This is a genomic window from Haloarcula ordinaria (assembly GCF_029338275.1).
Taxonomy (GTDB): Archaea; Halobacteriota; Halobacteria; order Halobacteriales; family Haloarculaceae; genus Haloarcula; species Haloarcula ordinaria.
Genome location: NZ_CP119789.1, coordinates 2,745,203 through 2,770,756 on the forward strand (window position 1 = coordinate 2,745,203; position 25,554 = coordinate 2,770,756).

Sequence of the window (25,554 nt, forward strand, 5' to 3'; positions counted from 1 at the left end):
CCGGTCAGTCCCGGAATGTGAGGCCGCCGCGCAGCGCCCTCGAGTCCGCCAGCAAGTCGTCGCGGTCCACGTCGTCCGGGCCAGTGACCGTGACGTGGCCCATCTTCCGCAGTTCGTAGACCTCGCGCTTGCCGTACCAGTGGAGGTGTGCCCGCGGCGTCGCGAGCACGTCTCGCTCGCCGTGGAGTTCCGCGGCCTGCCGCTCGTCGACGTCGCCCAGGATGTTCGTCGAGACCGTCGGCGACCGGAGTTCGGTCGACCCGAGCGGGAGGCCCGCGACGGCCCGAAGATGCTGCTCGAACTGCGAGGTGTGACACCCCTCGATAGTCCAGTGCCCGGAGTTGTGCGGACGTGGGGCGATCTCGTTCAGCAGAATCTCGTCGTCGCTCGTCTGGAACAGCTCGATGCCGAAGACGCCGCGGCCCTCCATCACGTCGAGCACGTCGAGAGCGACATCCCGTGCGCGCTCGCGGACGGACTCCTCGGCACGCGCCGGGGCGACCGACTCCCGGAGAATCTCCGCCTCGTGGATGGTCTCGGTGACTGGGTAGGTGTCGCGTTCGCCGTCACCGCGACAACCCATCACGGCGAGTTCACGCTCGAAGTCGACCATCTCTTCGACCATCGCCGGGCCGGCGATGTCCTCGATAGCCGCCTCGACGTCGTCTGGGCCCGAGACCGGGACGTTCCCACGGCCGTCGTAGCCGCCCGTGCGGGCCTTGAGCATCGCGGGGTAACCAAGGTCGTCGCAGGCCTCCCGGAGGTCGGCAGCGGTATCGACGACACGGAACTCCGGGACCGGAACGCCCGCGTCGCTGAGTCGGCGCTTCTGGACGAGCTTGTCCTGGATGGTGCGCAGCGTCGCAGGCTTGGGGTGGACCGGTGTGCCCGTCTCCGCGGCGACGGCCTCCAGTACGTCCGGGTCGGCCAGTTCGATCTCGAAGGTGAGGTAGTCCGAGCGCTCGGCCAGTTCGCGGAACGTCTCGCGGTCCTCGAACCCCCCGACCAGCTGGTCGCGGACGACGGGTGCGGCCGGACAGTCCGGCGTCGGGTCGGCGACGACCAGTTCGAGTCCCAGGGGGGCCGCAGCCTCCCCCATCATGCGTCCGAGCTGGCCACCGCCGACCACGCCGACGGTCGGTCCTGGCGAGGTGAGTGTCATATCGCGCGCTTTCGGGGCAGCGCGCTTAAACGTTGATTTCTGCCCCGACGCTCAGCGGTAGGACTCGTGGACCCAGACGGTGAAAACGTTCTTGTAGCCGCTGGTCCGCAGCCGGTAGGTCTCTCCGGTGTACCCGTTGTCACGCAGCCGCTCGCGGGGGACCGTCGAGTCGAAGTCCTGCGTGATTATCATCGGCGGCCGCTCGGTCATGGCTGCGACACCCAGTGCCGTCGGGCTGTTCTCACAGACCGCCGAGACGTCGTCGGCCGCGAAGTACCACGGGAGCGGGAGCGTGTTGTGCCACTGCAGACAGGTGGGTTCGAGGTTCCAGTACGCGCCGTCCCACGAAGAGCGGTTCTGCTCGACGAACGCTTCACCCCCGTCGTAGGCGTCGCCCTTCTCGCCGTGGTACATCACGACGTCCGGTCCGTTCGCGTTCGCCGTCGCGACGCGGTCCATCGTCTCGAGGGCCGCGCGGGTCGACTCCTCGGGCTGGGCGAACTGCACCAGCGGGTTCTCGTCGGTGTCGCCGTTCGTGTAGACGTTCGTCACTGCGACGTTGGCGACAAGCGCGGTCACCAGGACGACGATGAGTCCGGTTATCGCGACGCCGACGACGTCGTCCATCTCCAGGGACTGTCCGCCCCACCGGAACACGGCCGCGAGGCCGACGCCGGCCGGGAGCGCGAGCGGGACGACGGTGTGAACGACGATCCAGGGCGCGCCGATGTCGGTCCCGGCGGGGTAGCCGACGATGGAGACGAACCCACCGTAGGCGACGAAGGGGACGAGATGGCGCGGGCGGACGATACCCAGGCGGTCGAGCGCGTAGCCGAACACCGAGAAGGTGAGGAGCGGCGCGGAGGCGTATCCGAGCGCCTTCAGCGAGGTGCCGAGGTGGCTGCGGTACGCGTCCGGCGTCTTCTCGGACGCCGGTTCGAACCACTCGCCGTACTGGTCGACCACGCGGTCGAGGGTGGCCTCGACCATCTGGGGGAACAGGCGGGGCTCGAAGACGCCCTGCCAGAGGCCGACCGAGCCCTCGCTGGGCGGTGCCGGTGGGTGCCTGATGCCTTCGAGTCCGGCCCCGCGCGGGGCGTAGAAGAACAGGGAGACGAGTCCGAACAGGAGGACCGCGAGCGCGACGTGCCCGGCGTAGGCCCCCAGCACGGTCGCCGGGCTGTCGTGGCGCTCGCGGAACGACCGGACCGGGGCGACCAGGGTGTGTATCGCACCGTAGAACCGACCGACGACGCGGTGCTTGATGGCGCCCATCGAGGGGCCGTCTCGGAGGAAGTCGCCCGCCTCGCGGTAGCCGTTCGGGAGGACGAACACCTTCGCCAGCAGGAGGCCGAGCGCGCCGAACCACGTGAGGACGTAGACGATAGCGTTCTCCTTCGAGGCGAACCCGAGCGCCATGAAGAAGGCGACGGCGTAGAGGTACCGTGGCCGTCGCGTGTCGTAGAACCGGACCAGCAGGCCGAAGGCGGCGAACATGAACGCCGCGACGAGGACGTCGCTGCGCATGAACCGCGAGTAGAAGAGGAGAACGGGGTTGACCGCGAGCAGGAGCGCCATCGCCACCGTCTCGGTCTGGCGGAGATGGTCGCGAAAGAGCAGCGCTGTCAGCGGCAGCAGGCTGCCCACGACGGCGACGGGCAGTCGCATCGTGAAGTCGCTCGGCCCGAGCACGGCGAAGACGTAGCGGTCGACGTGCTGGATGAACGGGCCGTGGATGATTCGACGGTAGGCGAAGGAGCCGGTCTCGCCATAGTGTAATGCCCAGTAAGCCACGCGGCCCTCGTCGAAGTGAGCGGGGCGAGCGCCCAGGAACGGGAGCCGCAGGAGGAGGGCGAGCACCGAGATGCCGACGACGAGCTTCACGAGGGCGTACTCGTCTTCGGCGAGCCAGGTCCGGAAGCGGACCCGACGCTCGCGCAGGGCCGACAGTACGTCGCGAGACCCGACCATACCAGGGTGAAACGAGTCAGGGATTAGAATCCTTCTGGTTCTCACCGCGGAACGGTAGTTCTTTAGTGCCGACAGCCACCCACTCACACATGGTGCAGCTCGGACTGGTCGTCGCCCAGTACGACAAACACGGCGCCGTCATCGAGGAGATGACCGCGTCGGCCCGCGCGGCCGCAGCCGACCACGACGCCGACATCGTCGAGACGGTTACGGTCCCCGGAGCGTACGACACGCCGCTCGCGGCGGACCGACTGGCCCGTCGCGACGCGGTCGACGCCGTCGCCGTCCTCGGCGTCGTCATCGAAGGCGACACCGACCACGACAAAGTCATCACCGACGCCGCCGCACGAGCCCTGACAGACGTCTCGCTCGAGCGGGACACCCCCGTCACGCTGGGCATCATCGGTCCGGGGATGAGCCGGGACGAGGCCGAGGCCAGGACCCACAAAGGGGGGACGGCCGTCACGAGCGCCATCGAACTCGCGACACAACTACCATGACTATGGACTTCGCTTCCCGCGTCGAACGTGTAGAGCCGAGCGCGACGCTCGCGATCAGCAACAAGGCAGCCGAACTGGAGGCCGAGGGCAAGGACGTCGTCGACCTCTCCGTGGGCGAACCCGACTTCGACACGCCCGAGAACATCAAGGACGCCGCCAAGGCCGCGCTCGACGCCGGCCACACCGGCTACACCTCCTCGAACGGCATCCCCGAGCTCAAGGAGGCCATCGCCGAGAAGCTCCACGACGACGGCCTCACGCAGTACGGCCCGGAGAACCTCATCGTCACGCCGGGTGGCAAGCAGGCCCTCTACGAGATATTCCAGACCATCATCGACGACGGCGACGAGGTCGTCCTGCTGGACCCGGCGTGGGTCTCCTACGAGGCGATGGCGAAGCTCGCCGGCGGCACGCTCACCCGCGTCGACACCGCCGCTCACGACTTCCAACTGGAGGGGGCACTCGACGACCTCGCCCAGGCAGTCTCCGACGAGACGGAACTGCTCGTCGTCAACTCGCCGGGCAACCCCCACGGCGCGGTGTACTCCCGCGAGGCGCTGGAGGGCCTCCGCGACATCGCCGTCGAGCACGATATCACCGTCATCTCCGACGAGATATACAAGGAGATTACCTACGACGGCGTCGAGGCCGTCTCGCTGGGCACGCTCGAGGGCATGGAAGACCGAACGGTCACGCTCAACGGCTTCTCGAAGGCCTACTCGATGACCGGGTGGCGGCTGGGCTACTTCGCCGGCCCCGAAGAGCTGGTCTCGCAGGCCGGGAAGATTCACTCCCACTCCGTCTCCTGTGCCGTGAACTTCGTCCAGCACGCCGGCGTCGAGGCCATCACCAACACCGACGAGGCCGTCGAGGAGATGCGAGAGGCCTTCGCCGAGCGCCGCGAGTTCCTGATGGGCCTCTTCGAGGACCACGGCGTCGAGGTGCCCGAACCGCAGGGCGCGTTCTACATGATGCCCCACGTCGCGCCCGACGGGGACGACACCGAGTGGTGCGACGCGGCCATCTCCGAAGCCCAGGTCGCCACCGTCCCGGGCAGCGCCTTCGGGACGCCCGGCTACGCGCGTATCTCGTATGCCAACAGCAAGGACCGACTCCAGGAAGCCGTCGACAGGCTGGCCGACGCGGACCTCATCTGAGGGGTCGTCGCCGTCAGTTCTCCCACGTCGTCTACCCGTCGAGCCCCGGCTGAACTCGCCGGCCCGGCCGCTGGCTCGTCGTCTGAATCAACACGAGTGATGCGGATGGCCGTCGGCTAGTCCCGCTGTCGCAGAATCCGGTCGATGATGCGCCCGGTCGAGAGCAGCTCGTCGTCGCGTTCCAGCGGCGTCGCTCGGCGAATCTCGCAGTCGAGGCCGCGGTCGCCAAGGGCCGCCTGGAGGGTCGACTCGTCGTGGTGCTGGTCGTACCCAAGCGCGATGACGTCCGGGTCGATTCGCTCGATGGGGACGAAGATGTCGTCGGCGTCACCCAGGTGCGCCTCGTCGACGGGCTTCAGCGCGGCGACCATCTCCCGGCGCTGGCCGTCGGGCACGACCGGTGGCTCCTTGTGGGTGACGTTGACCGAGCGCGCGACGATGACGTGCAGCTCGTCACCCATCGCGGCGGCGTCCTCCAGGTAGTGGACGTGCCCCGGGTGCAGGATGTCGAACGTCCCCTGCGCGACGACGCGGGTCACGAGTCGAACTCCTCCTCTCGGAGCTCGCGGTCGATGTCGGTCTGGTCGAAGTCGAAGAAGGTCTCTTCGGGCGGGTCGACGTCGAGGACCGGCAGGTCGACGGGCTCCCCCTCGTTGTCGAAGGCCTGCCAGTCGTCGGGGCCGTACGGGTACCCGACGATGATGTGGACGTCGCCGCGGCCGAACGTCGCCAGGTCGGCGTCGCTCGGTCGGAGGACACCGTTCGGGTGCGAGTGGACCGAGCCCGCGGCCCGCATGTCGTTCGGGACCATGCTCGTCTTGACCGTCGCACTGACCGGGTTCGATTCGGTGCCCGGGATGACCAGCACCTCGGTCAGGACGGTGCCGTCCTCGTCGAGACCCACCTCGCTCGCGTCTGCGCCCCGCAGCAGGCCCATGTACTCGTTCGGGTGGGCGTCTTCCGATGCGGCGAGTGCGAAGTCGAGCGCCGGCTCGGCGATGCCGAGGATGCCGCCCGAGCGAAACAACCCCATGCGTGGCGCTCGGGTCCGGTCGGTTCTAAGCGTTGTGTCTCGCGCCCAGGGATTTCGAAGAGTACAAACCGGGGAGCGCCGAAGGAACTGCAAATGTCTTCGCCAACTGGCACCGGAGACGGTGCCGCGGTTCCCGACGGGGGACCCGTCGTCTACGATCTCGCTGCAGAGTGTACTGTCGACGACCTCGAGGAAGGAGCGCTGTACCACGCGACGGTCAACGGGACCGTCGAATACGGCGTCTTCGTCGACCTTTCGGAGGACGTGTCCGGCCTGGTCCACGACTCGAACCTCGTGGGTACCTACGAGGTCGGCGACGACCTCGTCGTCGAACTCGGAGAGATTCGTCCGGACGGCGACCTCTCCTTCGAGGAGGTCCAGGTCGCCGACTACGAGGAGCGACACGTCGCCCACGGCGACGCGCGCGTCGTCGCCGACCTCGCCGACGCGACCGGTGAGACGGTCGTCGTCGAGGGGCAGGTCGTCCAGATCAAACAGACCGGCGGGCCGACCATCTTCCAGGTCCGGGACACCTCCGGCGTGGTCCCCTGTGCCGTCTTCGAGGAGGCCGGCGTCCGCGCCCACCCGGACGTCGAAATCGACGACGTCGTCCGCGTCTCAGGCCGTGCCGAGGAGCGCGACGGCGGCGTCCAGATCGAACTCGACTCGCTGTCGGTCCTCGAGGGTGCCGACGCCGACGCGGTGCTGGCCGACCTCGACGAGGCGCTCGAAGCGGCTGCCCAGCCCGCCGATATCGAGCCGCTGGTCGACTGGCCCGCCTTCGAGAAGCTCTGGGACGACCTCCGCGAGGTCGCGACCGAGCTCCGCCGGACGGTACTGGAGGGGCGCCCCATCCGGATGCGCCACCACGCCGACGGCGACGGCCTCTGTGCCAGCGTCCCGCTCCAGGTCGCCCTCGAGCGGTTCATCGCGGCCCACTACACCGACGAGAGCGCGCCCGAGCACCTCCTCAAGCGCCTGCCGAGCAAGGCCCCGTACTACGAGATGGAGGACGTCACACGGGACCTGAACTTCGCGCTGGAGGACCGCACCCGCCACGGCCAGAAGCTTCCGATGGTGCTGATGCTCGACAACGGGTCGACCGAGGAGGACACGCCGGCCTACCGCAACCTCCGCCACTACGACATCCCGGTGGTCGTCGTCGACCACCACCACCCGGACCCGGGGGCGGTCGAGCCGTTCCTCGAACACCACGTCAACCCCTACCTCCACGACGAGGACTACCGCATCACGACGGGCATGCTGTGTGTCGAGCTCGCCCGGATGATCGACCCCGACCTGACCGACGACCTGCGCCACGTCCCCGCCGTCGCCGGCCTCTCGGACCGCTCGGAAGGCGAGGCGATGCCCGACTACGTCGACCTCGCGCGCGAACAGGGATACACGGAGGGCGACCTCCGCGACATCGGCGAGGCGCTCGACTACGCCACCCACTGGCTCCGATACAGCTCGGGCGAGCAGCTCATCACCGACGTGCTGAACGTCGACTGCGACGACCGCGAGCGCCACGCGGAGGTCGTCGAGTTCCTCGCGACCCGGGCCGAGCGCGACGTCGAGGACCAGCTGGACGCCGCGATGTCCCACGTCGAACACGAGCGCCTCGACAACGGCGCGCACCTCTACCGTATAGACGTCGAGAACCACGCGCACCGATTCACCTACCCTGCGCCGGGGAAGACCACCGGCGAGGTCCACGACCGGAAGGTCGCCGAGACGGGTGACCCGGTCATCACCATCGGCTACGGCCCCGACTTCGCCGTCCTCCGGAGCGACGGCGTCCGACTGGACATCCCGCGGATGGTCACCGAACTCACCGAGGAGGTCGACGGCGGCGGCGTCTCCGGCGGCGGCCACCTGGTCGTCGGGTCCATCAAGTTCGTCTCGGGGATGCGCGACCCCGTCATCGACGCGCTCGTCGAGAAGATGGCCGACGCGGAGATCGACGAGGACCTCGGCAGCTCGACGGCGCTCCCCGAAGAGGTCTGAGCGCAGTCCGGCGAGTTACGCATTCTCCCCCTCGAACTCGACGCGTCGAGCGGCCAGTCCACCGACCGCGAGGACACCGAGGACGGCTGCGGCGGGTCCGACCGGGAGCGTCGGCCGACCGCCGCGCCAGTCGGCGTCGAAGACGCGACCGTAGTAGTCGCCTGCGGCCCGGCCGTCGAGCCGCAAGACCACCTCTCGGTTGCTCGTCGCGGCCTGTTCGTTCCAGTTGAGGCTCCCCAGGATGACCTGGTCGCCGTCGACGACGGCCCCCTTGGCGTGGATCTTGCCGTAGCGACCGCCGGGGTCGGCCAGTCGAGCCTCGAGCGGGGCGTCGGCCCGCTTCGCCCACTCCTCGAACCTGGTGACCGTCCGCTGGTTCTCCTCGCGGACGTACCACGCGCTGCTCAACAACAGTCGAACCCGGACGCCTCGGCTTGCAGCACGACGAAGCGCGCGCAGTAGGGGTTCGTCCCAGCCACCGACCGTGGGTTGGACGACGTCGACCGAGGTCGTCGCTCCGTCGAGCGTCGCGACGAGGTCGCGCTGGGCGTTGTCCGGCGTCACGAGCAGGGCCGTCCGGTTCACCGGCACCCTCTCGGGGTCGAACCGCCGCGGATAGGACTCGGTCGCGGGCTCGCCCCGCTCGAAGCGGCGGCCCGCACGGTGGGTCGACCACCGAACGGCGTCCCGCCAGCCGGCGTCGGCCCGGAACGTCTCGGCGAGACTGTCGACGATGCGCGGTTGGCCCGTTTCGACGCCCCAGCCACGACTGCTGTTGCCACCTGTGCCGGCTGGTTTCCAGTTCTCCGTGAGGACCACAGCCCGGTCGTCGGCGATGGCGTACTTGGCGTGGTGGTATCGATAGCGGGCGTGCGGACCGGCGACGAGTCGGACCTCGACGCCAGCCTCGCTCAGCCTGTCGAGCGTCTGTGCCTCAGCTGTGGTCCGGCTACCGACCGGGTCGCCTTCGAGGAGGACTCTGACGTCGGCACCACGACGCTGGGCGGCCAGCAGCGCGTCGGCCACCCGCGCGGACGTGAGCGTGTAGCCGGCGAGGAAGACCCGCTCGTCAGCCCGCCGTATCGCGCGCAGCGGCGCCGCGGGTGCATCGGGGAGGGTGAACGCACGGACGTCGGCCGGCCCGCCGGTCACGACTGGGCGGTCGGTCGCCCCCAACGGCTGCCAGTGGAGCGTCGACCCATTCACGACGCCTAGCTCGCCCTCCGTGGTCTCCGCATAGCGAACCGTCTGCAACGTGGTGTTGCCCCGACGGAGCGAGACCTGGTCACCACCGTTCGCAAGTTCCAGCGACCCGTTCACTCCGCGAACGGGCGTGTCGGTCAGATTACGGACCAGGCGCGGGTCGGTCGTGACGGCGACCCGGCTCTCGGTCGTGCCGTTCGGGAGTTCGACCGTCGAATGGCCGTCGCCGAGCGCGTAGCGGCCGAGTTCCGTTCCGGGCGGGACGTCGAGGACGACGAACTCGCCGCGGTCACCACCGGCGACCGGGTCCGGATAGACGGCGTAGATGGTCGGAGGGCCAGGCTGCTGACTCGCGGGCGTCGCTGTGGCGTTCGGAGTTGGCGAGTTCCCGGCGGCGACGGGGCTCACGGCGAGCAGCGAGACGACGAGGGCGACGGTGAGGAGCGACCGCATCGGGGGGTCTGGTCGCCCGTTCGCACAAAAAGGTACGGACCGGTCTCAGGCGTCGGCGGCCTTCTCGGCTTCCGACTGGACCAGGTACGCGCGGTCGTCGGTGTACTGAGCCGCTTCGTCGAGTGCGTCCTGGGTACCGATCTGACGGAGCGCCCAGGCGGCCGATGCGCGGACCTCGTCGCTGTCGTCGCCCTCGAGGATGTCAGCGAGCGGGGCGATGGCACGGGTGTCGCCGAGCAGTCCGAGCGAGCGGGCGGCGACCGAGCGAATCTCGGTGTTCTCGGCGTCGAGGCGGTTGGCGACCGGCTGGACGGAGTCGGGACTGCCGATGGCACCCAGCGCGCGCAGGGTCACCTTCTGGAGAGCGACGTCGCCATCCCCGTCGATGAAGTCGTGGAGCGTCTCGGTGGCGCGGTCGTCGCCGATCTTCCCGAGGACGCCGATCTCCTGTTTGTTGCGCTTCTGTGCGCGCTGGTGCATGACGTCGAAAGCGGGTTCGGCGTCGCTCCCGAGGTGGTAGAATATCTCGACGATGTTCTCCTCCATGAACTCGGAGCCGACCTTCTCCAGGGCGAAGAGGACGATGTCGAGGTTCCCTTCCTGGGCGTGGAGCTTCGCGGCGTTCCACTCGGGCGGGAAGTCCTTCCGGTTCTCGTTGGTCAGGATGTCGTAGAACCCCTTGGCGTCGAGCTGCTCTCGGACGGTCAGATCGTCCCACACCTCGGCGGCCTCGAGGCCGTCTTCGAGCGTCTCGGCGGCTTCGAGCAGCCCGCTGATGGTCTCGCTGTCCTCGTCTGCGTCCAGACCGGCGGCGTCGATTGCCTCGGCGGCGGTCCCCAGCGCGTCGGCGGCGGCGTCCAGGTCGTCGCCGGCGTCCGCACCGTGGTCGACGTGTTCTTCGCTCGCGGCCAGGAAGGCGTCGACGGCGTCGTGGGCGTCGACTTCGCCGCTCTCGATCCACTCGCTGTCGGTGACCGTCCCCTGTGCCGTCTCGACGATGTCGACGACGTCCTCGGCGTAGGGGCCGCGCTGGGCCTCGAGGTCGTCCTGCAGGTCCGAGAGGCGAGACTCGAGTTCCTCGCGTGGGTCCTCGGCGTCCTCGTCGTCCTCGTCCGGCTCGGGCAGGTCGGCGGCCTCGAGGTCGCTCTCGACGTCCCCGAGCGACGACTCGATGGTGTCGAGGTCCGCCTCGGTCTCGGCGGATTCGAGCGCCTCGGCGATGTCGTCCAGTCGTGTCTCGAGTTCCTCGGCGGTGACGTCGGCCCCCTCGTCGGCGGCCGCCGCCTCCCCGTCAGCGTCGGCGTCGGTCTCGTCGTCCCCGTTGCTCATGTACGCAGGTGTGTCGGTACGGGCCAAGAGCGTTTTCCTTTCCCGGCGGTCCACTCACACCCGTTCGTTCCCTCGCCGGACATAGCGACCGCTTCTCGCTCGCGCAATGCCGTCGAAGAGAGGTACCCTTAGGTGCCCGCCCGGCCGACGGCCTCGTATGACTGCAGACAGCGTCCAGTCGCTCATCGACCAGCTCCACGAGGAAGCCGCGATGGACCGGCCCGACGAGGCGACGCCCGACGTGGGCATCGTGATGGGGTCCGATTCCGACCTGCCGACGATGGCCGGCGGGAAAGGCAAGCGTCCCGGAGCGTACGCCGCACTCGCCGAGGAACTGGGTTTCGAAGAACAGACCGACTACACCGACGCCCCCGACAGCCGGTTCACGTTCGAGACGTTCGTCGTCTCGGCTCACCGGACGCCGGACCTCATGTACGCTTACGCGGAGACCGCCGAGGCACGGGGCCTCGACGTCATCATCGCTGGCGCGGGCGGCAAGTCCGCCGACCTGCCGAACATGACCGCGAGCATCGCCTACCCGCTGCCGGTCATCGGCGTCCCGGTCCAGGAGAAGTCCGTCGATTCGGTCATCGGAATGCCTCAGGGCGCCCCCATCACCGCCGTCGATGCCGGCAAGTCGTTCAACGCGGCGCTGACGGCGGCCCAGATTCTCTCGCGCGAGCACGACGAACTGCGCGACCGACTCGTCGACTATCACCAGGGCCTGCAGGAGGAGGTCGGCGATGTCTCGCGTGCCCTCCACGAGCTCGGCACACCCGGGTTCAAGGCCGAGTACTGGGACGAGTCGTAGACGCACCGCAGTAGCCGACTCGAACGGCGAGAAACCGGCAATCCGAAACACCCGAAAACAGGCCGCCGGAATGGTTATCAACCCTTATATGCCAGTACTTCTAATCGACGCACGATAGGAGTTTCCCGAATGAGTAATCCATGGATCGCCATCGGCGCGCTGGCGGTAGTGGGACTCGCCATCCCCATCAGCATGATGGTGGTGTCGAGCATCCTGCGACCGAGCGTGCCCGAACAAGGCAAACGTGCCACCTACGAGTCCGGTGAGGTGCCGACGGGCAGTAGCCGACAGATCCGGTTCAACATCCAGTACTACATGGTCGCGCTGCTGTTCGTCATCTTCGACATCGAGACCGTGCTCATCTTCCCGTGGACGGTCATCTACCGCGACGCCGTCACGGAGCCGTCCGTCGGGATGATGGCGGTACTGCTGCCGATGGTCGTGTTCATCGGCGTGCTCGTCGTCGGACTCGGCTGGGCGTGGCGCAACGGCGCAGTCCGCTGGGTGCGCAGTCCGCGTGCCACGAAGGGAGCAGACACATATGAGTAGTGACCAGACACCACCGGCCGTAGAGGACGTATCGACCCAGGAAGCCCGCATGGGCGAAGGCGTCGACGACCGCTTCAACTCGACGCTTCGAGAGGCGTTCGGCTCCACCCCGTTCATCCTGACGAAGTTCGACAAGTTCATGAACTGGGTGCGGGGGTCCTCGATGTTCATGCTGCAGTTCGGTATCGCCTGTTGCAGCATCGAGATGATCCACACCTACGCCATCAAGCACGACTTAGACCGGTTCGGTGCGGGGGTTCCGCGCGCCTCCCCGCGCCAGGCCGACGTCATCATCGTCCCGGGGACCATCGTCTCGAAGTTCGCCCCGCGGATGAAGCGGGTCTACGACCAGATGCCCGAGCCGAAGTTCGTCGTCTCGATGGGGTCGTGCACCATCTCCGGCGGCCCGTTCCAGGAGGGGTACAACGTCATCAAGGGCGCCGAGGAGGTCATCCCGGTCGACATCCACGTCCCCGGCTGCCCGCCCCGACCCGAAGCGCTCGTCTACGGTATCGCCAAGTTGCAGGAACGCATCGCCAACGGCGAATCCTCGCCGGTGACGGTCAAGCCGTACGAACTCGAACAGTTCGGTGACCTGGAGCGAGACGAGCTCGTCGAGAAACTCGCCAGCGACATCGACGAGGACGACCTCGTCATGCGGTACAACTGGAACGACTCGCCATAACAATGAGTATAGAGAAAGTACCAGAGACAGACGACGAAATCGGCGTCACGGACGAGGGCCTCGACTACGACGCGCTCGCCGACTTGCTCGGTGGCCACGTCATCGGTCGCGAGACCCACGTCAACGCCGAGGGGTTCGTCATCCGACCTGACGAGGTACAGGAGGTCCTCTCGACGCTGAAGACCGAAGCGGGCTTCGACCACTGTGCCTGCGTCACGGCACAGGAGTACGACGACCGCTACGAATCTATCTACCACCTGCGGAAGTACGACGACCCCACCCAGGAGCTGTCGGTCGTCGTCCCGACGACGAAAGACGACCCGACCAGCGAGTCGGCGGCCCGCGTCTTCGACACGGCCGACTGGCACGAGCGCGAGGCCTACGACCTCGTCGGCATCAACTACGACGACCACCCCGACCTGCGACGCATCCTCCTGCCCGAGACCTGGCAGGGCCACCCGCTCTCGCAGGACTACAACCAGGACCAGCCACAGATCGTCACGCTCCGGGAGAACGCCAACCCGCTGCAGGGCGACCACCGCAGCGACGACGACTCGGACACGATGTTCGTCAACATCGGTCCGCACCACCCGGCGACCCACGGCGTCCTCCACGTGAAGACGACGCTGGACGGCGAGCAGATCGCCGACATCGAACCGGACATCGGCTACCTCCACCGGTGTGAGGAGCAGATGTGCCAGCAGGGCACCTACCGCCACCAGATCATGCCCTACCCCGACCGGTGGGACTACGTCTCGGCCGGTATCCTCAACGAGTGGGCCTACGCGCGAGCGGCCGAGGACCTCGCCGACATCGAGGTCCCGGAGTACGCGCAGGTCATCCGGACGATGTCCGCCGAGCTGTGTCGCATCGCCGCGCACATGCTCGCGCTCGGGACGTTCGCGCTGGACGTTTTCGGCGACTTCACCGCCATCTTCCAGTACGCGTTCCGCGACCGCGAGGTCGTCCAGAACATCCTCGAAGACCTCACCGGCCAGCGCCTGATGTTCAACTACCTGCGCCTGGGCGGCGTCGCGTGGGACCTCCCGGAACCGCGCGAGGAGTTCTTCGAGAAGACCCGCGACTTCCTCGACGAACTGCCCCACAAGCTCGAGGAGTACCACGACCTCATCACGGGGAACGAGATCTTCCAGATGCGGTGTGTCGACACCGGTGTCCTCACGCCCGAGATGGCAAAGCAGTACGGCGCGACCGGCCCCGTGGCACGTGGGTCGGGCGTCGACTACGACCTCCGACGTGACGACCCGTACGGCTACTACGACGAGCTCGACTGGGACGTCGTCACCGAGCAGGGCGGCGACAACTTCTCGCGCGTGCTCGTCCGCATGCGCGAGGTCGAGGAGTCCGCCCGCATCATCGAGCAGTGTGTCGACCTGCTCGAACAGTGGCCCGAGGACGACCGCGAGATTCAGGCCAACGTCCCCCGGACGCTGCGTCCGGACCCGGACCGGGAGATCTACCGCGCCGTCGAGGGTGCGAAGGGCGAACTCGGCATCTACATCCGCTCGGACGGGACGGACAAGCCGGCCCGGTTCAAGATCCGGAGCCCGTGCTTCTCGAACCTCCAGACGCTGCCCGAGATGTCCCAGGGCGAGTACGTCCCGGACATGGTCGCCTCGCTGGGTAGCCTCGACATCGTGCTCGGGGAGGTGGACCGCTGATGCTGCAGGAATCGGCCCCACTCCCCGAGGCCCTGGCGAACCTGCTGGGTCTCGACCCGAACAACACGCTCGTGATGATCGTCATGAGCCTCATCGGCGCGGCGTTCATCGGGTCGCTGATGATGACCAACACCGCGCTGGCCGGGCCGTGGGCCAAACGGAAGATCACCGCGGCGTTCACGGACCGCATCGCAGTCAACCGCATCGGACCGTTCGGCCTGCTCATCATCGTGGCCGACGCCGTCCGCCTGCTCTCGAAGGAGCTCATCGTCCCCGAGGGCGTCGACCGCCCGGCGTGGGACCTCGCGCCGCTGGTCATCGCTAGCACCGCGCTGCTGGGCTTCGCCGTCATCCCGATGGGCAACGGCATCCAACTGGCCGACCCCGAGGTCGGCCTGGCGTACGTCTTCGCGACGGCGTCGATGGCCTCTGTCGGCCTCGTGATGGCCGGCTACGCGTCGAACAACAAGTACTCGTTCCTCGGCGGACTTCGCGCGGTCGCACAGAACCTCGCCTACGAGATTCCGCTCATCCTCACCGGAGCCTCGGTCGTCATCTTCGCCGGCTCGCTCCAGATGAGCGAAATCGTCGCGGCCCAGAGCCAGACGCTCATCGGGCCCATCCCGTCGTGGTACGCCTTCGTCAACCCGTTCGCGTTCGTCCTCTTCATGATCGCGAACCTCGCGGAGGTCGGGCGCAACCCGTTCGACATCCCGGAGGCGCCGACGGAGATTGTCGCCGGGTACCAGACCGAGTACTCCTCGGTGTACTTCGTCCTGGTCTACCTGGGCGAGTTCATCCACATCTTCCTGGGCGGAGCCATCATCGCCACCATCTTCCTCGGTGGCCCGGCCGGTCCCGTCCTGCCCGGTATCGTGTGGTTCATGATCAAGATCTGGGGCGTCTTCCTGTTCACGCAGTGGGCCCGCTCGGCGGTCCCCCGCGTGCGCATCGACCAGCTCATCGAGATCGGCTGGAAGGGGATGCTCGTGCTCTCGCTGGCGAACCTCATGCTGACCGCGGTCATCGTCGGGGTGATCGCCTGATGCGTGTCGGCGAGCCGGCTGCTGGAGGTGACAAGCAATGATAGGAATCCTGAAATCGATGGCGACGACGATGAAACACGCCCTCGACGGGGAGACGTTCACGGTCGAGTACCCCGAAGTCGCCCCCGAGGTCAGCCCCCGCTTCCGCGGCGTCCACAAGTGGAGCCAGGAGCGGTGTATCTGGTGTCGGCAGTGCGAGAACGTCTGTCCGAACGACACCATCCAGATCGTGATGGACGACCAACGCAACGGCGAGGAGTACAACCTCCACATCGGCCAGTGTATCTACTGTCGCCTGTGCGAGGAGGTCTGTCCGACCGACGCCATCCTGCTGACCCAGAACTTCGAGTTCACCGCGGACACGAAAGACGAGTTCGCCTACAACAAAGAGCAGCTCAAGAACGTGCCGTGGTACAAGGACATCGACCCACTGGAGTCCCGCGAACCGGACCGGGGCGCCTGGATCGGCGAAGGCGACGGCGAAGTCGACTATCAGTAACGACGGCTGCGTGCGAAGGCGTTTTTTCTCTTTCCGGGGGTGCGAGCAGCCGGTGTGTCGCTCCACGGAGACCGCCGGAAGGGCCGGACTTATGTCGCACCCCCTGCACTACCCGGCATGCATCGGCGAGCGTATCTCGGCGGGGTCGCGATGGCGGTGACCGGCCTCAGCGGGTGTGGTGGTGGCGAGAGCGAGCCCCCGGTGGCCGGGGAGATAGACGTCACGTTCGAGACCAGAGCGTCCCAGAGTTACATGCTCAGGCTGGAACTGGTCGACGCCAATGGCGACGTCGTCGACGAGCTCGAATCGGAGTTCCCGCCGGACCAGGACGACGCGCCGAGCTTCTTCGCGAGCGGACTAACCGACGGGCCCTACACCGTCACTATCTCGACGGACGCCGACACCCAGACCCTCGAGTGGTCGCCGGAGGACTGCAGACGGTTCGAACTGCGCGTGATCCTGCTCGCGGACGGCCTCCTCGAGTACAGCGGGCGCTGTTCGACGGCGGAGTCCTGAGCCAAGAGCGCGTCGCTACTGGCCGGGGAACAGGAGGAGACGCCCGGTCAGGAAGACGAAGTACAGCCCCAGGAGATAGGCGCCGTCGGTGCGCGTGAGTGTCCCGTCACGGACGTACGTCACCCAGAGGAGCAGTCCCACGCCGCCCGTCAGTTTGACCGGGAGGTCCCAGAGAACGACCGCAGAGGGGACGAAGTACGTCGAGACGACCCCGCCGGCACCGATGCCGACGAGCGGGTTGACGATGTTGCTCCCCACGAGCGTCCCGAGGGCGACGTTCGGGGCGCGCCGGCGGACGGACTCCATCACCGTCGTCAGCTCCGGGAGTGCAGCGGCGACCCCGATGGTCACGACGCCGACCATCGAGCCGCCCAGGGCGAGCAGGTCGACGACGGTTTCGACGACCGAGAGCAGCAGCGACGCCGAGAGCAACACCACCACCAGGAGTCCCGCAGCGACGAGCGCGTCCCGCCGGGGGTCCGTGCTCGGACGCTCCCGGAGGGCGGCCGGTTGTTTGCGGCGCGTGACCCGCACGATAACGTAGGTGGTGTAGAGCGCGAGCAACAGCAGACCGTCGGGGCGGCTGACCGTCCCGTCGAGAGCGAGAAGGAGCGTCACGCCGAGCGCGCCCAGCATCGGCAGGTAGCTCTCCCGGACGAACGACCGGGAGAGCGGCAGGTGGCCGTAGGCGATGAGGAGGACACCGACGAGCAGGAACTGCTGGACCGTCGAGGACCCCATGTTCCCGCCGAGGACGACGGCGGACGTCACCTCGTAGTCGAGCACGCCGGAGACGATGCCAACCGAGGCGACGAGATGGGCGCTCAGTTCCGGGAGGCTCGTCCCCAAGGCGAGGACGGTCATCCCCACGAGGACCTCGTCGACGTCGTAGTGCTCCGCGAGGGCCAGGAGGCGGTCGATAGCGCGGCCCGCTGCGTTCACCAGCGCGTAGAGCGCGACGGCGCCGACGGACACCTGCGTCAGTAACGCGCCGGAGACCGCCATCTCAGCGCTCGGCCAGCCAGGTGTCGTCCCACGCCTGTTCGTGGGCGCGGTCGAACGTCTCTGTGGTCCAGACCGGACAGTTCTCGCACTCCCAGATGCGGCCGACGCCGTCGTGCCTAGCGACCACGCCCACCGATGCCCAGGTGTGCCGGTCACAGTAGTCCTCCCGTGACATGTATGTGAATCAGAACGACCGGCGCTGAGAAAAGTCTATCTTCGAGTTCGGCGCGTGCCGACAGCGAGACAGACGGTGTCGATACGCGTGGTGGAGCAGCGGCGGCCTGAATCGGCCACAGTATCGCGGCCAGAAAGCGGCAATCTGTGCGTGGACCGCGAACGAAAAGAGGAATCTTCAAAGGGCCGCCGGCAAGAGAACCATACAAGATGGCACTGTACGAAACAATCGCGTTCGTGCTGTTCGCTCTCGTTACCGTGAGCAGCGCGGCCGGCGTCGTGCTCGTACGCGACGTCTGGCACTCGGCGTTGTTACTGGGCGTGTCACTGCTCAGCGTCGCCGTGTTCTACGTCATGAACCAGGCAGCATTCGTGGCGACGATGCAAATTCTGGTGTACATCGGCGGCGTCCTCATACTCATCAGTTTCGCCGTGATGTTGACCCGCGAGGACGAGTCGGTGATAGAGGTGGCACCATGACTACCAAACCCGAACTCACGAACGAGGGGAGTTTCCTCCCGGGCTTGGCTGCAATCGCGCTGTTCGTCGTGTTCGCTGCGGTGTTCCTCACCGCGTCGTTCCCGGACCCCCTCGGATTCGGCGAGGGAGCGGCGATTACCACGAGTCTGGGGGCGGCGATGTTCGACATCGCGCCGAGTGTGTTGATGGGCGAAGGCGAGACCGCGGTGCCCGCCGAAGGGTTCCTGGTCGCGTTCATCGTCATCGCCATCGCGCTGGACGCGGCACTCGACGGTGCGCTGATGCTCGCGAAGCGCGAGGAGAGCGGCGAGAACGTCTCGATCCATGCCAACGAGAGCGAGGACCACGCCGTCGCGGCGGACGGAGGTGACGAGCGGTGATTCCCGTCCAGTCGTACCTCCTGCTCTCCGCGGCTGTGTTCTGCATCGGCCTCTTCGGTATCCTCACGCGCAAGAACGCGCTCATCTACCTGATGTCCGTCGAGCTGATGCTCAACGCGGCGAACATCAACTTCGTCGCGTTCTCCATCCAGCACGGGAACCTCACCGGCCAGGTGTTCACCCTCTTTACGATGGCGCTGGCGGCCGCCGAGGTCGCGGTCGGCATCGGCATCGTCCTGGTCCTGTACCGCAACTTCAGTGACGTGGACGTCACCGTTCCGACGACGATGAGGTGGTAACAGATGTCTGCATTCACATACGCACCCGCGATCGTCCTGTTGCCGTTCGTATCGTTCCTCGTCGCGCTGTTCCTCGGCGACCGCATGCCGAAAGGCGGCGCGCTGGCCGGCATCGCCGCGACCGGCGGGTCGCTCCTGCTCTCCATCTGGGTCGCACTCACCGTCGCCGGCGGCGGCGTGTACAACGAGTTCGTCTACACGTGGGTCGCCGGCATCGAGTCGGTGACACTGCGCTTCGGACTCCTGCTCGACCCGCTCTCCGCGCTCATGCTGCTCATCGTCACGCTCATCGCCTTCCTCGTCCACATCTTCTCGCTCGGGTACATGAACGACGAGGGCGAGACCGGCCTCCCGCGCTACTACGCCGGGCTGGGCCTGTTCACGGCGAGCATGCTCGGGTTCGTCGTCGCCAACAACCTCCTGATGGCGTTCATGTTCTTCGAGCTGGTGGGCCTGTGTTCCTACCTGCTCATCGGGTTCTGGTTCCGCGAGGACGGCCCGCCGAGCGCCGCGAAGAAGGCGTTCCTGGTCACCCGCTTCGGTGACTACTTCTTCCTCATCGGCGTCGTCGGCATCGTCGCCACCTTCGGCACGGGCCTCTTTGCCCCCATCACGCGGGGCGGCGAGGTCTCGGCCGCGAGCTTCCCGATGCTGGCGGAAGCCGCGATCACCGAGGGGGCCACCGAGGGCATCGCGATGCTCGACACCGTCGGCATGGCACCCCAGGCCTGGTTCACCGTCCTGGGACTGCTCGTGCTCGGCGGCGTCATCGGCAAGTCCGCGCAGTTCCCGCTGCACACTTGGCTCCCCGACGCGATGGAGGGCCCGACGCCGGTCTCCGCGCTCATCCACGCAGCGACGATGGTCGCGGCCGGCGTCTACCTCGTCGCGCGGATGTACGGGTTCTACGCCCTCTCGCCGACCGCGCTCGCGGTCATCGCGCTCGTCGGTGGGTTCACGGCGCTGTTCGCCGCCACGATGGGCCTGGTCAAACAGGAGATCAAGCAGGTGCTGGCGTACTCCACCATCTCCCAGTACGGCTACATGATGCTCGCGCTGGGCTCCGGTGGCTACATCGCCGCGGTCTTCCACCTGACGACCCACGCCGTGTTCAAGGCGCTGCTGTTCCTCGGCGCGGGGTCGGTCATCATCGCCATGCACCACAACGAGAACATGTGGGACATGGGCGGTCTGAAAGACAAGATGCCGGTGACCTACTACGCCTTCCTCTCCGGGTCGCTGGCGCTCGCCGGCATCCTGCCCTTCGCCGGCTTCTGGTCGAAAGACGAGGTGCTCTACGAGGCGCTCATCCACGGCCTCGGGAGCGAGGGCGGCCTCGCCACCTCGTACATCATCGCGTACGCGATGGGGCTCCTGGCCGTCTTCTTCACCGGCTTCTACACCTTCCGGATGGTGTTCCTCACCTTCCACGGCGAGCCGCGCACCGAGACGGCGCGTGACCCCCACGGCGTTCGCTGGAACGTCAAGGGGCCACTGGCCGTGCTCGGCGTGCTCGCCGCGACGGTCGGGTTCATCAACATGAAGCCCGTCGCGGAGCTGACCGGCGCGCACATCGACTTCCTGCACGCGTGGCTCGAAGGGCCCGAAGAGGGCGGGTGGCCGGCGCTGCTCGCGACCGACTCGGCCCACTACGGCGAACTGCTGCACGACGTCGCCGGCGTCGCCGCCGGCGAACCGCTCGGTGCCATCGGCACGCTGCTCGCATCGGCGGCGGTCTCCCTGGCGCTCGCCGTCGCCGGTGCCGGGTTCGCGACCGCGCTGTATCGCGGCCCGGACCCCGAGGAGCACACCGACAAGCTGGGCAGTCTGAAGACGCTATTCATGCACAACTACTATCAAGACGAGTACCAGGTATGGCTCGCCACCGGGTTCACCTACCCGCTGGCCCGCGTGATGGACAAGTTCGACCAGGGCGTCGTCGACGGCGTCGTCAACGGCGTCTCCAGCGTGAGCCTGTTCAGCGGCCAGCGCGTCCGGCGCATCCAGTCGGGCGTCGTCAGTAACTACGCGATGCTGCTGACGCTGGGGCTGGTCTTGCTCCTTGCGGCCTTCGGTATCATCGGGGGGTGGTTCTGAATGCTGGTCGCCGTCCTCCTCGCGGTGACGCTGCTGGGCGCGGCCGTCGTCATGCTCTCGCCCGACCGGTACGCCGGCAAGCTCGCGGCCGCCATCAGTGCCGTCCCGGCGCTGCTGAGCGTCTACATGTACTGGGCGTACCTGACGCAGTTCGAGGGTACCGGCAACGCACTGCTCCAGCCGGGCGACGTCGCCTTCGGCCAGCAGATTCCGTGGATCGACTTCGGTGGCCTGAGCATCTCGTACTACGTCGGCCTCGACGGCGTCAGCATGCCGCTGCTCGCGCTGACGACCATCCTGACGACGCTGGCCATCGTCTCCGCGTGGACGCCAATCGACGACCGCCAGTCCCAGTTCTACGGGCTGATGCTGTTCATGGAGACGAGCCTCATCGGCGTCTTTACCGCGCTCGACTTCTTCCTCTGGTTCGTCTTCTGGGAGGGCGTGCTCATCCCGATGTACTTCCTCATCGGCGTCTGGGGCGGCCCGCGGCGCAAGTACGCCGCCATCAAGTTCTTCGTCTACACGAACGTGGCCTCGCTGGTCATGTTCGCGGGCCTGTTCGCGCTCGTGTTCTCGACGGACCTCACGTCGCTGGCCCTGCCGGCGATGGCCGAGGCGTTCCGCAACGCGTCGGGCCTGCCGACCATCGCCGGGTTCGGCCTGGCGACGATCTCGTTCGTCCTGATGTTCTTCGGCTTCGCGGTGAAGGTGCCAGTCTTCCCGTTCCACACCTGGCTCCCGGACGCCCACGTCGAGGCGCCGACACCGGTGTCGGTGATGCTGGCCGGCGTCCTCCTGAAAATGGGGACGTACGCCCTGCTGCGGTTCAACTTCACGATGCTGCCGGAGACGGCCCAGCAACTCGCCGTCCCGCTTGCCATCGTCGGCGTCGTCAGCGTCATCTACGGCGCGACGCTGGCGCTGGCCCAGCGTGACCTGAAACGCATCGTCGCGTACTCCTCCATCTCCTCGATGGGCTACGTCATCCTCGGGCTGGTCGCCTTTACCCCCCACGGCATGGGCGGGGCGACCTTCCAGATGATCGCCCACGGCCTCATCTCGGGGCTGATGTTCATGTCCGTCGGCGTTATCTACAACGTGACCCACACGCGGATGGTCGGGGACATGTCCGGCCTCGCGGACAAGATGCCATGGACGGTCGGCATCTTCGTCTCGGCCGCCTTCGGCTACATGGGCCTGCCGCTCATGGCCGGCTTCGCCGCCGAGTTCCTCATCTTCCAGGGCGCGTTCGACGCCGCGACGCTCGGCAGTGCCGCGCCGGTGCTCACAGCGGCGGCGATGTTCGGCATCGTCATCGTCGCGGGCTACCTGCTGTGGGCCATGCAGCGCACCCTCTTCGGTGCGTTCGACTTAGAGACGGACTACACGGTGTCCGAAGCAGCGTTCCACGACGTCGCACCGCTGGCAGTCCTCCTGCTGCTGGTCATCGTGCTCGGCGTCAACCCCGACCTCTCCTACGAGATGATTCAGAACTCGATTCTCCCGGTGATAGACCTCGGAGGTGGTGCATAGATGGTGACACAGATGGCGGCACTGCAGATGTCGAGTCTGCCAGCGTGGACGTCGTTGGCGCCACCGCTGGCGCTCGCCGTGACCGCGCTCGTCCTCCTGCTGGTCGACAGCATCGACCCCGACACGACCAACACGGGCCTGCTCGCAGGCGTCTCCGTCGTCGGCTCGCTGACCTCGCTGGCCTTTGCCGTCTGGTTCGTCGTCGGCGGCACGGGCATTCCCGCAAGTCAGGGCGGCCAGGGCACGCCGGTGCTGTTCAACGGCCAGCTGGTCGTCGACCAGCTCGCGCTGTTCTTCATGGTCATCGTCGGGAGCGTCACCGCACTGGTGACCCTGGCGAGCTACGACTACGTGCGCGAACACAGCTACCAGGCCGAGTACTACTCGCTGGTGTTGCTCGCCGCGACCGGGATGTCGGTGCTCTCGGCGACGAATTCGCTCGCCTCGGCGTTCGTCGCCCTCGAGCTCGTCTCGCTGCCCTCCTACGCGCTCGTCGCGTTCCTGAAGAAGAACAAGGGCAGCGTCGAGGCGGCGCTGAAGTACTTCCTCATCGGCGCGGTCTCCTCGGCCGTCTTCGCCTACGGCATCTCGCTCGTGTACGCCGCGACCGGCGTCCTCCGGTTCGACGCCGTGGCGACGGCCATCGAGAGCGGCGTCCTGCAGACCGTCGTCGACGGGTCGGTGCAGGCACAAGCTGGGGAACCCAGCGTGCCGATGTCCATCCTCGGCGTCGGCATCCTGCTGGTCATCGGCGGCGTCGCGTTCAAGACCGCCGCCGTGCCGTTCCACTTCTGGGCGCCGGAGGCGTACGAGGGTGCACCCGCGCCCATCTCGGCGTTCCTCTCCTCGGCGTCGAAGGCCGCCGGCTTCGTGCTGGCGTTCCGCGTCTTCGCGACCGCGTTCCCCATCCAGACGCTCATCGCCGACGGCGGGGCCCTGAACTGGGTCGTCGCCTTCCAGGTGCTGGCAATCGCGACGATGTTCATCGGGAACTTCGCCGCGGCCACCCAGGAGTCGGTCAAGCGGATGCTGGCTTACTCCAGCGTCGGGCACGCCGGCTACGTCCTCATCGGGCTGGCGGCGCTATCCTCCTCGGGTGAGGGGCTGGCGTTCAGTCTCTCGGCCGGGATGGCCCACCTGCTCGTCTACGGCTTCATGAACACGGGCGCGTTCCTGTTCATCGCGCTGGCCGAGTACTGGGGCGTCGGCCGTCGCTTCGAGGACTACAACGGCCTCGGCCGCGAGGCACCGCTGGCCTGCGCGGCGATGACGGTCTTCCTCTTCAGCCTGGCCGGCCTGCCCATCGGCGGCGGGTTCTTCTCGAAGTTCTACCTGTTCTCGGCGACGATGAACGTCGGCGCGTGGTCACTCGCGGCCGCCCTCGTCATCAACAGCGCGCTCTCCTTGTTCTACTACTCGCGGGTCGTCAAGGCGATGTGGATCGAGGAGCCGACCGGCGAGGACCGCGTCGAGTCGTACCCGACCGGGCTGTACACCGCCATCGTCGCGGCCGCCGTCGCGACGGTGCTGCTGGTGCCTGGCTTCGACTACGTCTCCAGCGTGGCCTTCCGCGCCGCCACGCTGCTGTAGACGCGACACCACATTTCGAGAGTCGCGGTCCGTCGTTCCTCAGGCCCGTTCGTAGACGACCACGCCACCCGTCTCGCGTCGCTCGACGCGGCCCCGTGCTTCCAGTACATCCAGATGTCCGACAGCCTCGCTCATCCCCGAGAAGTACTCCGTGGCCGGGAGGTCGCCGAACAGGTCGGTCATCACCGCTGCCGGCGTCGTGGCTCCTTCGTCGACGATGTCCGCCACTTCGTCTGTCCGGCTCTCGTGGGCGGCGAGAATCTCGTCGATGCGGTCACGTGGCGACTCGACGGGCTCTCGGTGCCCGGTGAGAAACCGGTCGTGGCCCTGCTCGCGGAGCCACCGTAGCGAGTCATTGAACGCCGGGAGCACGCGGGGTCGCTGGCCGCCGCGGTCGACTGGTGGCAGGAGGAACGGGTTGGGCGTGATGTCGGCCAGAACGTTGTCGCCGACGATACCAGTGTCGTCGCCGTCGTCGTCGAAACTGAAGATAATCTCGCCGGCGGCGTGGCCAGTGACCTCGTCGACGGTGAGTCGTTCGTCGGCCACGGTGACGACGTCGCCGGCCGCGAGCTCGCGGTCCGTCGCGACGCTCTGGGCGTACGGCAGGAACGCCTCGGGCAGTTGCGTGACCGCCACCGCCGTCTCGCGGGAGATACCACACCGTTCGAAGAAGTCCGCGAAGTACTCCTGTTCGTAGTGGAGTCGAGCCGCGAAGTCGACCATGATGTCGGCCGCAGTACTGCTCGCGAGGACGCGCGCCCCGTTCGAACGCAGCCGCGCCGCCAGTCCGAAGTGGTCCGGGTGCGGGTGTGTCACCAGCACCTGTTCGACGTCGCTTGGCGCGAGTTCGCGGGCCTCGAGGGCCTCGAGCAACCGTGCCCACGCCTCTTCGCTGTCCGGGCCCGGGTCGACGACGGTCCGACCCGCAACGTACGCGTTGACCGCGCCGACCTGGAACGGCGTCGGTATCGACACCCGTGTGAACATACAGCCCCCTTCCCGCGCTCCCGGCAAAACAGTTGGTACCGCGGCCGGACATGCGTTCTTCCCAGCAGGTTCGGGACTGCCACAAAGGATATATTCGTCCTCGGCGTAAGGTCAAATATGAACAGGCACTTCGAAGACGCACGGTACTACCTCAAGCGCGCCGGCGAGACAGCGACGAAAGGGGTCAAGACCGAACTGGAACCCATCGAGCAGCGGTTCCGCGAACTGACTGGCAACGAGGAGGAACCCGAACCCAACCGCCTGGACCAGATCAAAGCCGACCTGAAAGAGCTCCAGGGCAAAGCCGAAGGTGAGGCTGCGAAAGCCATCGAGGACGCTCGCGAGAAGATCGAAGACTACCGCGGCACCGAACAGCAGGAAGCGTAGTCGGAAAGCAATT

At 67.2% G+C, this 25,554-nt stretch carries 26 protein-coding genes; 17 read left to right on the forward strand and 9 right to left on the reverse strand.

The window, feature by feature from the left end; genetic code table 11:
- Positions 1-4 precede the first annotated feature (4 nt).
- Both P1L41_RS14470 and P1L41_RS14475 read right to left on the reverse strand, forming a co-directional pair.
- On the reverse strand, positions 5-1,162 hold the full coding sequence (locus tag P1L41_RS14470) for a 5-(carboxyamino)imidazole ribonucleotide synthase (protein WP_276296438.1): 1,158 nt from the start codon (positions 1,160-1,162) through the stop codon (positions 5-7).
- Between the two features lie 51 nt (positions 1,163-1,213).
- Positions 1,214-3,133 carry a flippase activity-associated protein Agl23 gene (locus tag P1L41_RS14475; protein ID WP_276296439.1) on the reverse strand — a complete coding sequence of 640 codons (1,920 nt, stop codon included), beginning with the start codon at positions 3,131-3,133 and terminating at the stop codon, positions 1,214-1,216.
- Positions 3,134-3,222: 89 nt separating this feature from the next.
- Here P1L41_RS14475 and ribH point away from each other — a divergent pair, with 89 nt between their 5' ends.
- Positions 3,223-3,633, forward strand: a complete 411-nt coding sequence (gene ribH / locus P1L41_RS14480) for a 6,7-dimethyl-8-ribityllumazine synthase (protein WP_276296440.1) — start codon at positions 3,223-3,225, stop codon at positions 3,631-3,633.
- Positions 3,630-4,790: a pyridoxal phosphate-dependent aminotransferase gene (locus P1L41_RS14485; RefSeq protein WP_276296441.1), complete on the forward strand. Its 1,161-nt coding sequence runs from the start codon at positions 3,630-3,632 to the stop codon at positions 4,788-4,790. The genes ribH and P1L41_RS14485 overlap by 4 nt, the downstream gene beginning before the upstream one ends.
- Positions 4,791-4,906: 116 nt before the next feature.
- On the opposite strand, the gene P1L41_RS14490 is transcribed toward P1L41_RS14485, so the two are convergent.
- A complete protein-coding gene (locus tag P1L41_RS14490) occupies positions 4,907-5,329 on the reverse strand; it encodes an FAD synthase family protein (RefSeq protein ID WP_276296442.1) in 423 nt (140 codons plus the stop codon).
- Positions 5,326-5,823, reverse strand: coding sequence for a Mov34/MPN/PAD-1 family protein (locus P1L41_RS14495; protein ID WP_276296443.1), 498 nt, complete (start codon positions 5,821-5,823; stop codon positions 5,326-5,328). Before P1L41_RS14495 ends, P1L41_RS14490 begins: the two co-directional genes overlap by 4 nt.
- 93 nt (positions 5,824-5,916) lie before the next feature.
- Here P1L41_RS14495 and P1L41_RS14500 point away from each other — a divergent pair, with 93 nt between their 5' ends.
- Positions 5,917-7,830 (forward strand): Hef-associated nuclease, encoded by a 1,914-nt coding sequence (locus P1L41_RS14500; RefSeq protein ID WP_276296444.1) that lies wholly within the window; start codon positions 5,917-5,919, stop codon positions 7,828-7,830.
- Positions 7,831-7,845: 15 nt separating this feature from the next.
- Here P1L41_RS14500 and P1L41_RS14505 read toward each other — a convergent pair whose 3' ends face one another.
- Positions 7,846-9,486, reverse strand: coding sequence for a phospholipase D-like domain-containing protein (locus tag P1L41_RS14505; protein ID WP_276296445.1), 1,641 nt, complete (start codon positions 9,484-9,486; stop codon positions 7,846-7,848).
- Positions 9,487-9,531: 45 nt separating this feature from the next.
- On the reverse strand, positions 9,532-10,815 hold the full coding sequence (locus P1L41_RS14510; protein WP_276296446.1) for a HEAT repeat domain-containing protein: 1,284 nt from the start codon (positions 10,813-10,815) through the stop codon (positions 9,532-9,534).
- Positions 10,816-10,972: 157 nt separating this feature from the next.
- On the opposite strand from P1L41_RS14510, the gene purE reads away from it, so the two are divergent.
- From purE to P1L41_RS14545, 7 genes are all read left to right on the forward strand, one after another.
- A complete protein-coding gene (purE, locus tag P1L41_RS14515) occupies positions 10,973-11,626 on the forward strand; it encodes a 5-(carboxyamino)imidazole ribonucleotide mutase (protein WP_276296447.1) in 654 nt (217 codons plus the stop codon).
- Positions 11,627-11,755: 129 nt separating this feature from the next.
- Complete coding sequence (locus P1L41_RS14520; protein WP_276296448.1) at positions 11,756-12,175, forward strand: NADH-quinone oxidoreductase subunit A; 420 nt, start codon at positions 11,756-11,758, stop codon at positions 12,173-12,175.
- Positions 12,168-12,860 (forward strand): NADH-quinone oxidoreductase subunit B, encoded by a 693-nt coding sequence (locus P1L41_RS14525; RefSeq protein WP_276296449.1) that lies wholly within the window; start codon positions 12,168-12,170, stop codon positions 12,858-12,860. Before P1L41_RS14520 ends, P1L41_RS14525 begins: the two co-directional genes overlap by 8 nt.
- 2 nt (positions 12,861-12,862) lie before the next feature.
- Positions 12,863-14,542: an NADH-quinone oxidoreductase subunit D gene (locus tag P1L41_RS14530; protein WP_276296450.1), complete on the forward strand. Its 1,680-nt coding sequence runs from the start codon at positions 12,863-12,865 to the stop codon at positions 14,540-14,542.
- The gene (locus P1L41_RS14535) at positions 14,542-15,588 is read left to right on the forward strand and encodes a complex I subunit 1/NuoH family protein (RefSeq protein WP_276296451.1); all 1,047 of its coding nucleotides are present in this window, start codon (positions 14,542-14,544) and stop codon (positions 15,586-15,588) included. The genes P1L41_RS14530 and P1L41_RS14535 overlap by 1 nt, the downstream gene beginning before the upstream one ends.
- 37 nt (positions 15,589-15,625) lie before the next feature.
- A complete protein-coding gene (locus P1L41_RS14540) occupies positions 15,626-16,087 on the forward strand; it encodes a NuoI/complex I 23 kDa subunit family protein (RefSeq protein ID WP_276296452.1) in 462 nt (153 codons plus the stop codon).
- A gap of 117 nt (positions 16,088-16,204) precedes the next feature.
- The gene (locus P1L41_RS14545; RefSeq protein ID WP_276296453.1) at positions 16,205-16,603 is read left to right on the forward strand and encodes a hypothetical protein; all 399 of its coding nucleotides are present in this window, start codon (positions 16,205-16,207) and stop codon (positions 16,601-16,603) included.
- A gap of 15 nt (positions 16,604-16,618) precedes the next feature.
- On the opposite strand, the gene P1L41_RS14550 is transcribed toward P1L41_RS14545, so the two are convergent.
- A complete protein-coding gene (locus tag P1L41_RS14550) occupies positions 16,619-17,608 on the reverse strand; it encodes a sodium:calcium antiporter (protein ID WP_276296454.1) in 990 nt (329 codons plus the stop codon).
- A gap of 1 nt (position 17,609) precedes the next feature.
- Complete coding sequence (locus P1L41_RS14555; protein ID WP_276296455.1) at positions 17,610-17,783, reverse strand: hypothetical protein; 174 nt, start codon at positions 17,781-17,783, stop codon at positions 17,610-17,612.
- Positions 17,784-17,992: 209 nt separating this feature from the next.
- Here P1L41_RS14555 and P1L41_RS14560 point away from each other — a divergent pair, with 209 nt between their 5' ends.
- Genes P1L41_RS14560 through P1L41_RS14585 form a run of 6 tightly spaced genes read left to right on the forward strand, consistent with a single transcriptional unit; the run spans position 17,993 to position 24,164 of the window.
- Complete coding sequence (locus tag P1L41_RS14560) at positions 17,993-18,262, forward strand: NADH-quinone oxidoreductase subunit J (RefSeq protein WP_276296456.1); 270 nt, start codon at positions 17,993-17,995, stop codon at positions 18,260-18,262.
- Complete coding sequence (locus P1L41_RS14565) at positions 18,259-18,642, forward strand: proton-conducting membrane transporter (RefSeq protein WP_276296457.1); 384 nt, start codon at positions 18,259-18,261, stop codon at positions 18,640-18,642. Before P1L41_RS14560 ends, P1L41_RS14565 begins: the two co-directional genes overlap by 4 nt.
- Positions 18,639-18,941, forward strand: coding sequence for an NADH-quinone oxidoreductase subunit NuoK (gene nuoK / locus P1L41_RS14570; RefSeq protein ID WP_276296458.1), 303 nt, complete (start codon positions 18,639-18,641; stop codon positions 18,939-18,941). The genes P1L41_RS14565 and nuoK overlap by 4 nt, the downstream gene beginning before the upstream one ends.
- A 3-nt stretch (positions 18,942-18,944) precedes the next feature.
- On the forward strand, positions 18,945-21,038 hold the full coding sequence (gene nuoL, locus P1L41_RS14575; RefSeq protein ID WP_276296459.1) for an NADH-quinone oxidoreductase subunit L: 2,094 nt from the start codon (positions 18,945-18,947) through the stop codon (positions 21,036-21,038).
- Positions 21,039-22,574, forward strand: a complete 1,536-nt coding sequence (locus P1L41_RS14580) for a complex I subunit 4 family protein (RefSeq protein WP_276296460.1) — start codon at positions 21,039-21,041, stop codon at positions 22,572-22,574.
- 27 nt (positions 22,575-22,601) lie between these two features.
- The gene (locus P1L41_RS14585) at positions 22,602-24,164 is read left to right on the forward strand and encodes an NADH-quinone oxidoreductase subunit N (protein WP_276298467.1); all 1,563 of its coding nucleotides are present in this window, start codon (positions 22,602-22,604) and stop codon (positions 24,162-24,164) included.
- Between the two features lie 39 nt (positions 24,165-24,203).
- Here the strand turns inward: P1L41_RS14585 and P1L41_RS14590 are convergent, their stop codons facing one another.
- Entirely contained in the window at positions 24,204-25,154 is a 951-nt protein-coding gene (locus P1L41_RS14590; RefSeq protein ID WP_276296461.1) for an MBL fold metallo-hydrolase, read from the reverse strand.
- 117 nt (positions 25,155-25,271) lie between these two features.
- Here P1L41_RS14590 and P1L41_RS14595 point away from each other — a divergent pair, with 117 nt between their 5' ends.
- A complete protein-coding gene (locus P1L41_RS14595) occupies positions 25,272-25,541 on the forward strand; it encodes a DUF7553 family protein (protein ID WP_276296462.1) in 270 nt (89 codons plus the stop codon).
- Positions 25,542-25,554 lie beyond the last annotated feature (13 nt).

Excerpts from the sequence above, each read along its gene's own strand:
- P1L41_RS14555 (WP_276296455.1), bottom strand. The coding sequence starts at position 17,783 with ATGTCACGGGAGGACTACTGTGACCGGCACACCTGGGCATCGGTGGGC.
- P1L41_RS14510 (WP_276296446.1), bottom strand. The coding sequence starts at position 10,815 with ATGAGCAACGGGGACGACGAGACCGACGCCGACGCTGACGGGGAGGCG.
- P1L41_RS14520 (WP_276296448.1), top strand. The coding sequence starts at position 11,756 with ATGAGTAATCCATGGATCGCCATCGGCGCGCTGGCGGTAGTGGGACTC.
- ribH (WP_276296440.1), top strand. The coding sequence starts at position 3,223 with ATGGTGCAGCTCGGACTGGTCGTCGCCCAGTACGACAAACACGGCGCC.
- nuoL (WP_276296459.1), top strand. The coding sequence starts at position 18,945 with ATGTCTGCATTCACATACGCACCCGCGATCGTCCTGTTGCCGTTCGTA.
- P1L41_RS14530 (WP_276296450.1), top strand. The coding sequence starts at position 12,863 with ATGAGTATAGAGAAAGTACCAGAGACAGACGACGAAATCGGCGTCACG.
- P1L41_RS14550 (WP_276296454.1), bottom strand. The coding sequence starts at position 17,608 with ATGGCGGTCTCCGGCGCGTTACTGACGCAGGTGTCCGTCGGCGCCGTC.
- P1L41_RS14470 (WP_276296438.1), bottom strand. The coding sequence starts at position 1,162 with ATGACACTCACCTCGCCAGGACCGACCGTCGGCGTGGTCGGCGGTGGC.
- P1L41_RS14500 (WP_276296444.1), top strand. The coding sequence starts at position 5,917 with ATGTCTTCGCCAACTGGCACCGGAGACGGTGCCGCGGTTCCCGACGGG.
- P1L41_RS14475 (WP_276296439.1), bottom strand. The coding sequence starts at position 3,133 with ATGGTCGGGTCTCGCGACGTACTGTCGGCCCTGCGCGAGCGTCGGGTC.
- P1L41_RS14485 (WP_276296441.1), top strand. The coding sequence starts at position 3,630 with ATGACTATGGACTTCGCTTCCCGCGTCGAACGTGTAGAGCCGAGCGCG.
- P1L41_RS14545 (WP_276296453.1), top strand. The coding sequence starts at position 16,205 with ATGCATCGGCGAGCGTATCTCGGCGGGGTCGCGATGGCGGTGACCGGC.
- P1L41_RS14535 (WP_276296451.1), top strand. The coding sequence starts at position 14,542 with ATGCTGCAGGAATCGGCCCCACTCCCCGAGGCCCTGGCGAACCTGCTG.
- P1L41_RS14565 (WP_276296457.1), top strand. The coding sequence starts at position 18,259 with ATGACTACCAAACCCGAACTCACGAACGAGGGGAGTTTCCTCCCGGGC.
- P1L41_RS14595 (WP_276296462.1), top strand. The coding sequence starts at position 25,272 with ATGAACAGGCACTTCGAAGACGCACGGTACTACCTCAAGCGCGCCGGC.
- P1L41_RS14495 (WP_276296443.1), bottom strand. The coding sequence starts at position 5,823 with ATGGGGTTGTTTCGCTCGGGCGGCATCCTCGGCATCGCCGAGCCGGCG.
- P1L41_RS14560 (WP_276296456.1), top strand. The coding sequence starts at position 17,993 with ATGGCACTGTACGAAACAATCGCGTTCGTGCTGTTCGCTCTCGTTACC.
- P1L41_RS14540 (WP_276296452.1), top strand. The coding sequence starts at position 15,626 with ATGATAGGAATCCTGAAATCGATGGCGACGACGATGAAACACGCCCTC.
- P1L41_RS14590 (WP_276296461.1), bottom strand. The coding sequence starts at position 25,154 with ATGTTCACACGGGTGTCGATACCGACGCCGTTCCAGGTCGGCGCGGTC.
- purE (WP_276296447.1), top strand. The coding sequence starts at position 10,973 with ATGACTGCAGACAGCGTCCAGTCGCTCATCGACCAGCTCCACGAGGAA.
- P1L41_RS14505 (WP_276296445.1), bottom strand. The coding sequence starts at position 9,486 with ATGCGGTCGCTCCTCACCGTCGCCCTCGTCGTCTCGCTGCTCGCCGTG.
- P1L41_RS14585 (WP_276298467.1), top strand. The coding sequence starts at position 22,602 with ATGTCGAGTCTGCCAGCGTGGACGTCGTTGGCGCCACCGCTGGCGCTC.
- P1L41_RS14580 (WP_276296460.1), top strand. The coding sequence starts at position 21,039 with ATGCTGGTCGCCGTCCTCCTCGCGGTGACGCTGCTGGGCGCGGCCGTC.
- P1L41_RS14525 (WP_276296449.1), top strand. The coding sequence starts at position 12,168 with ATGAGTAGTGACCAGACACCACCGGCCGTAGAGGACGTATCGACCCAG.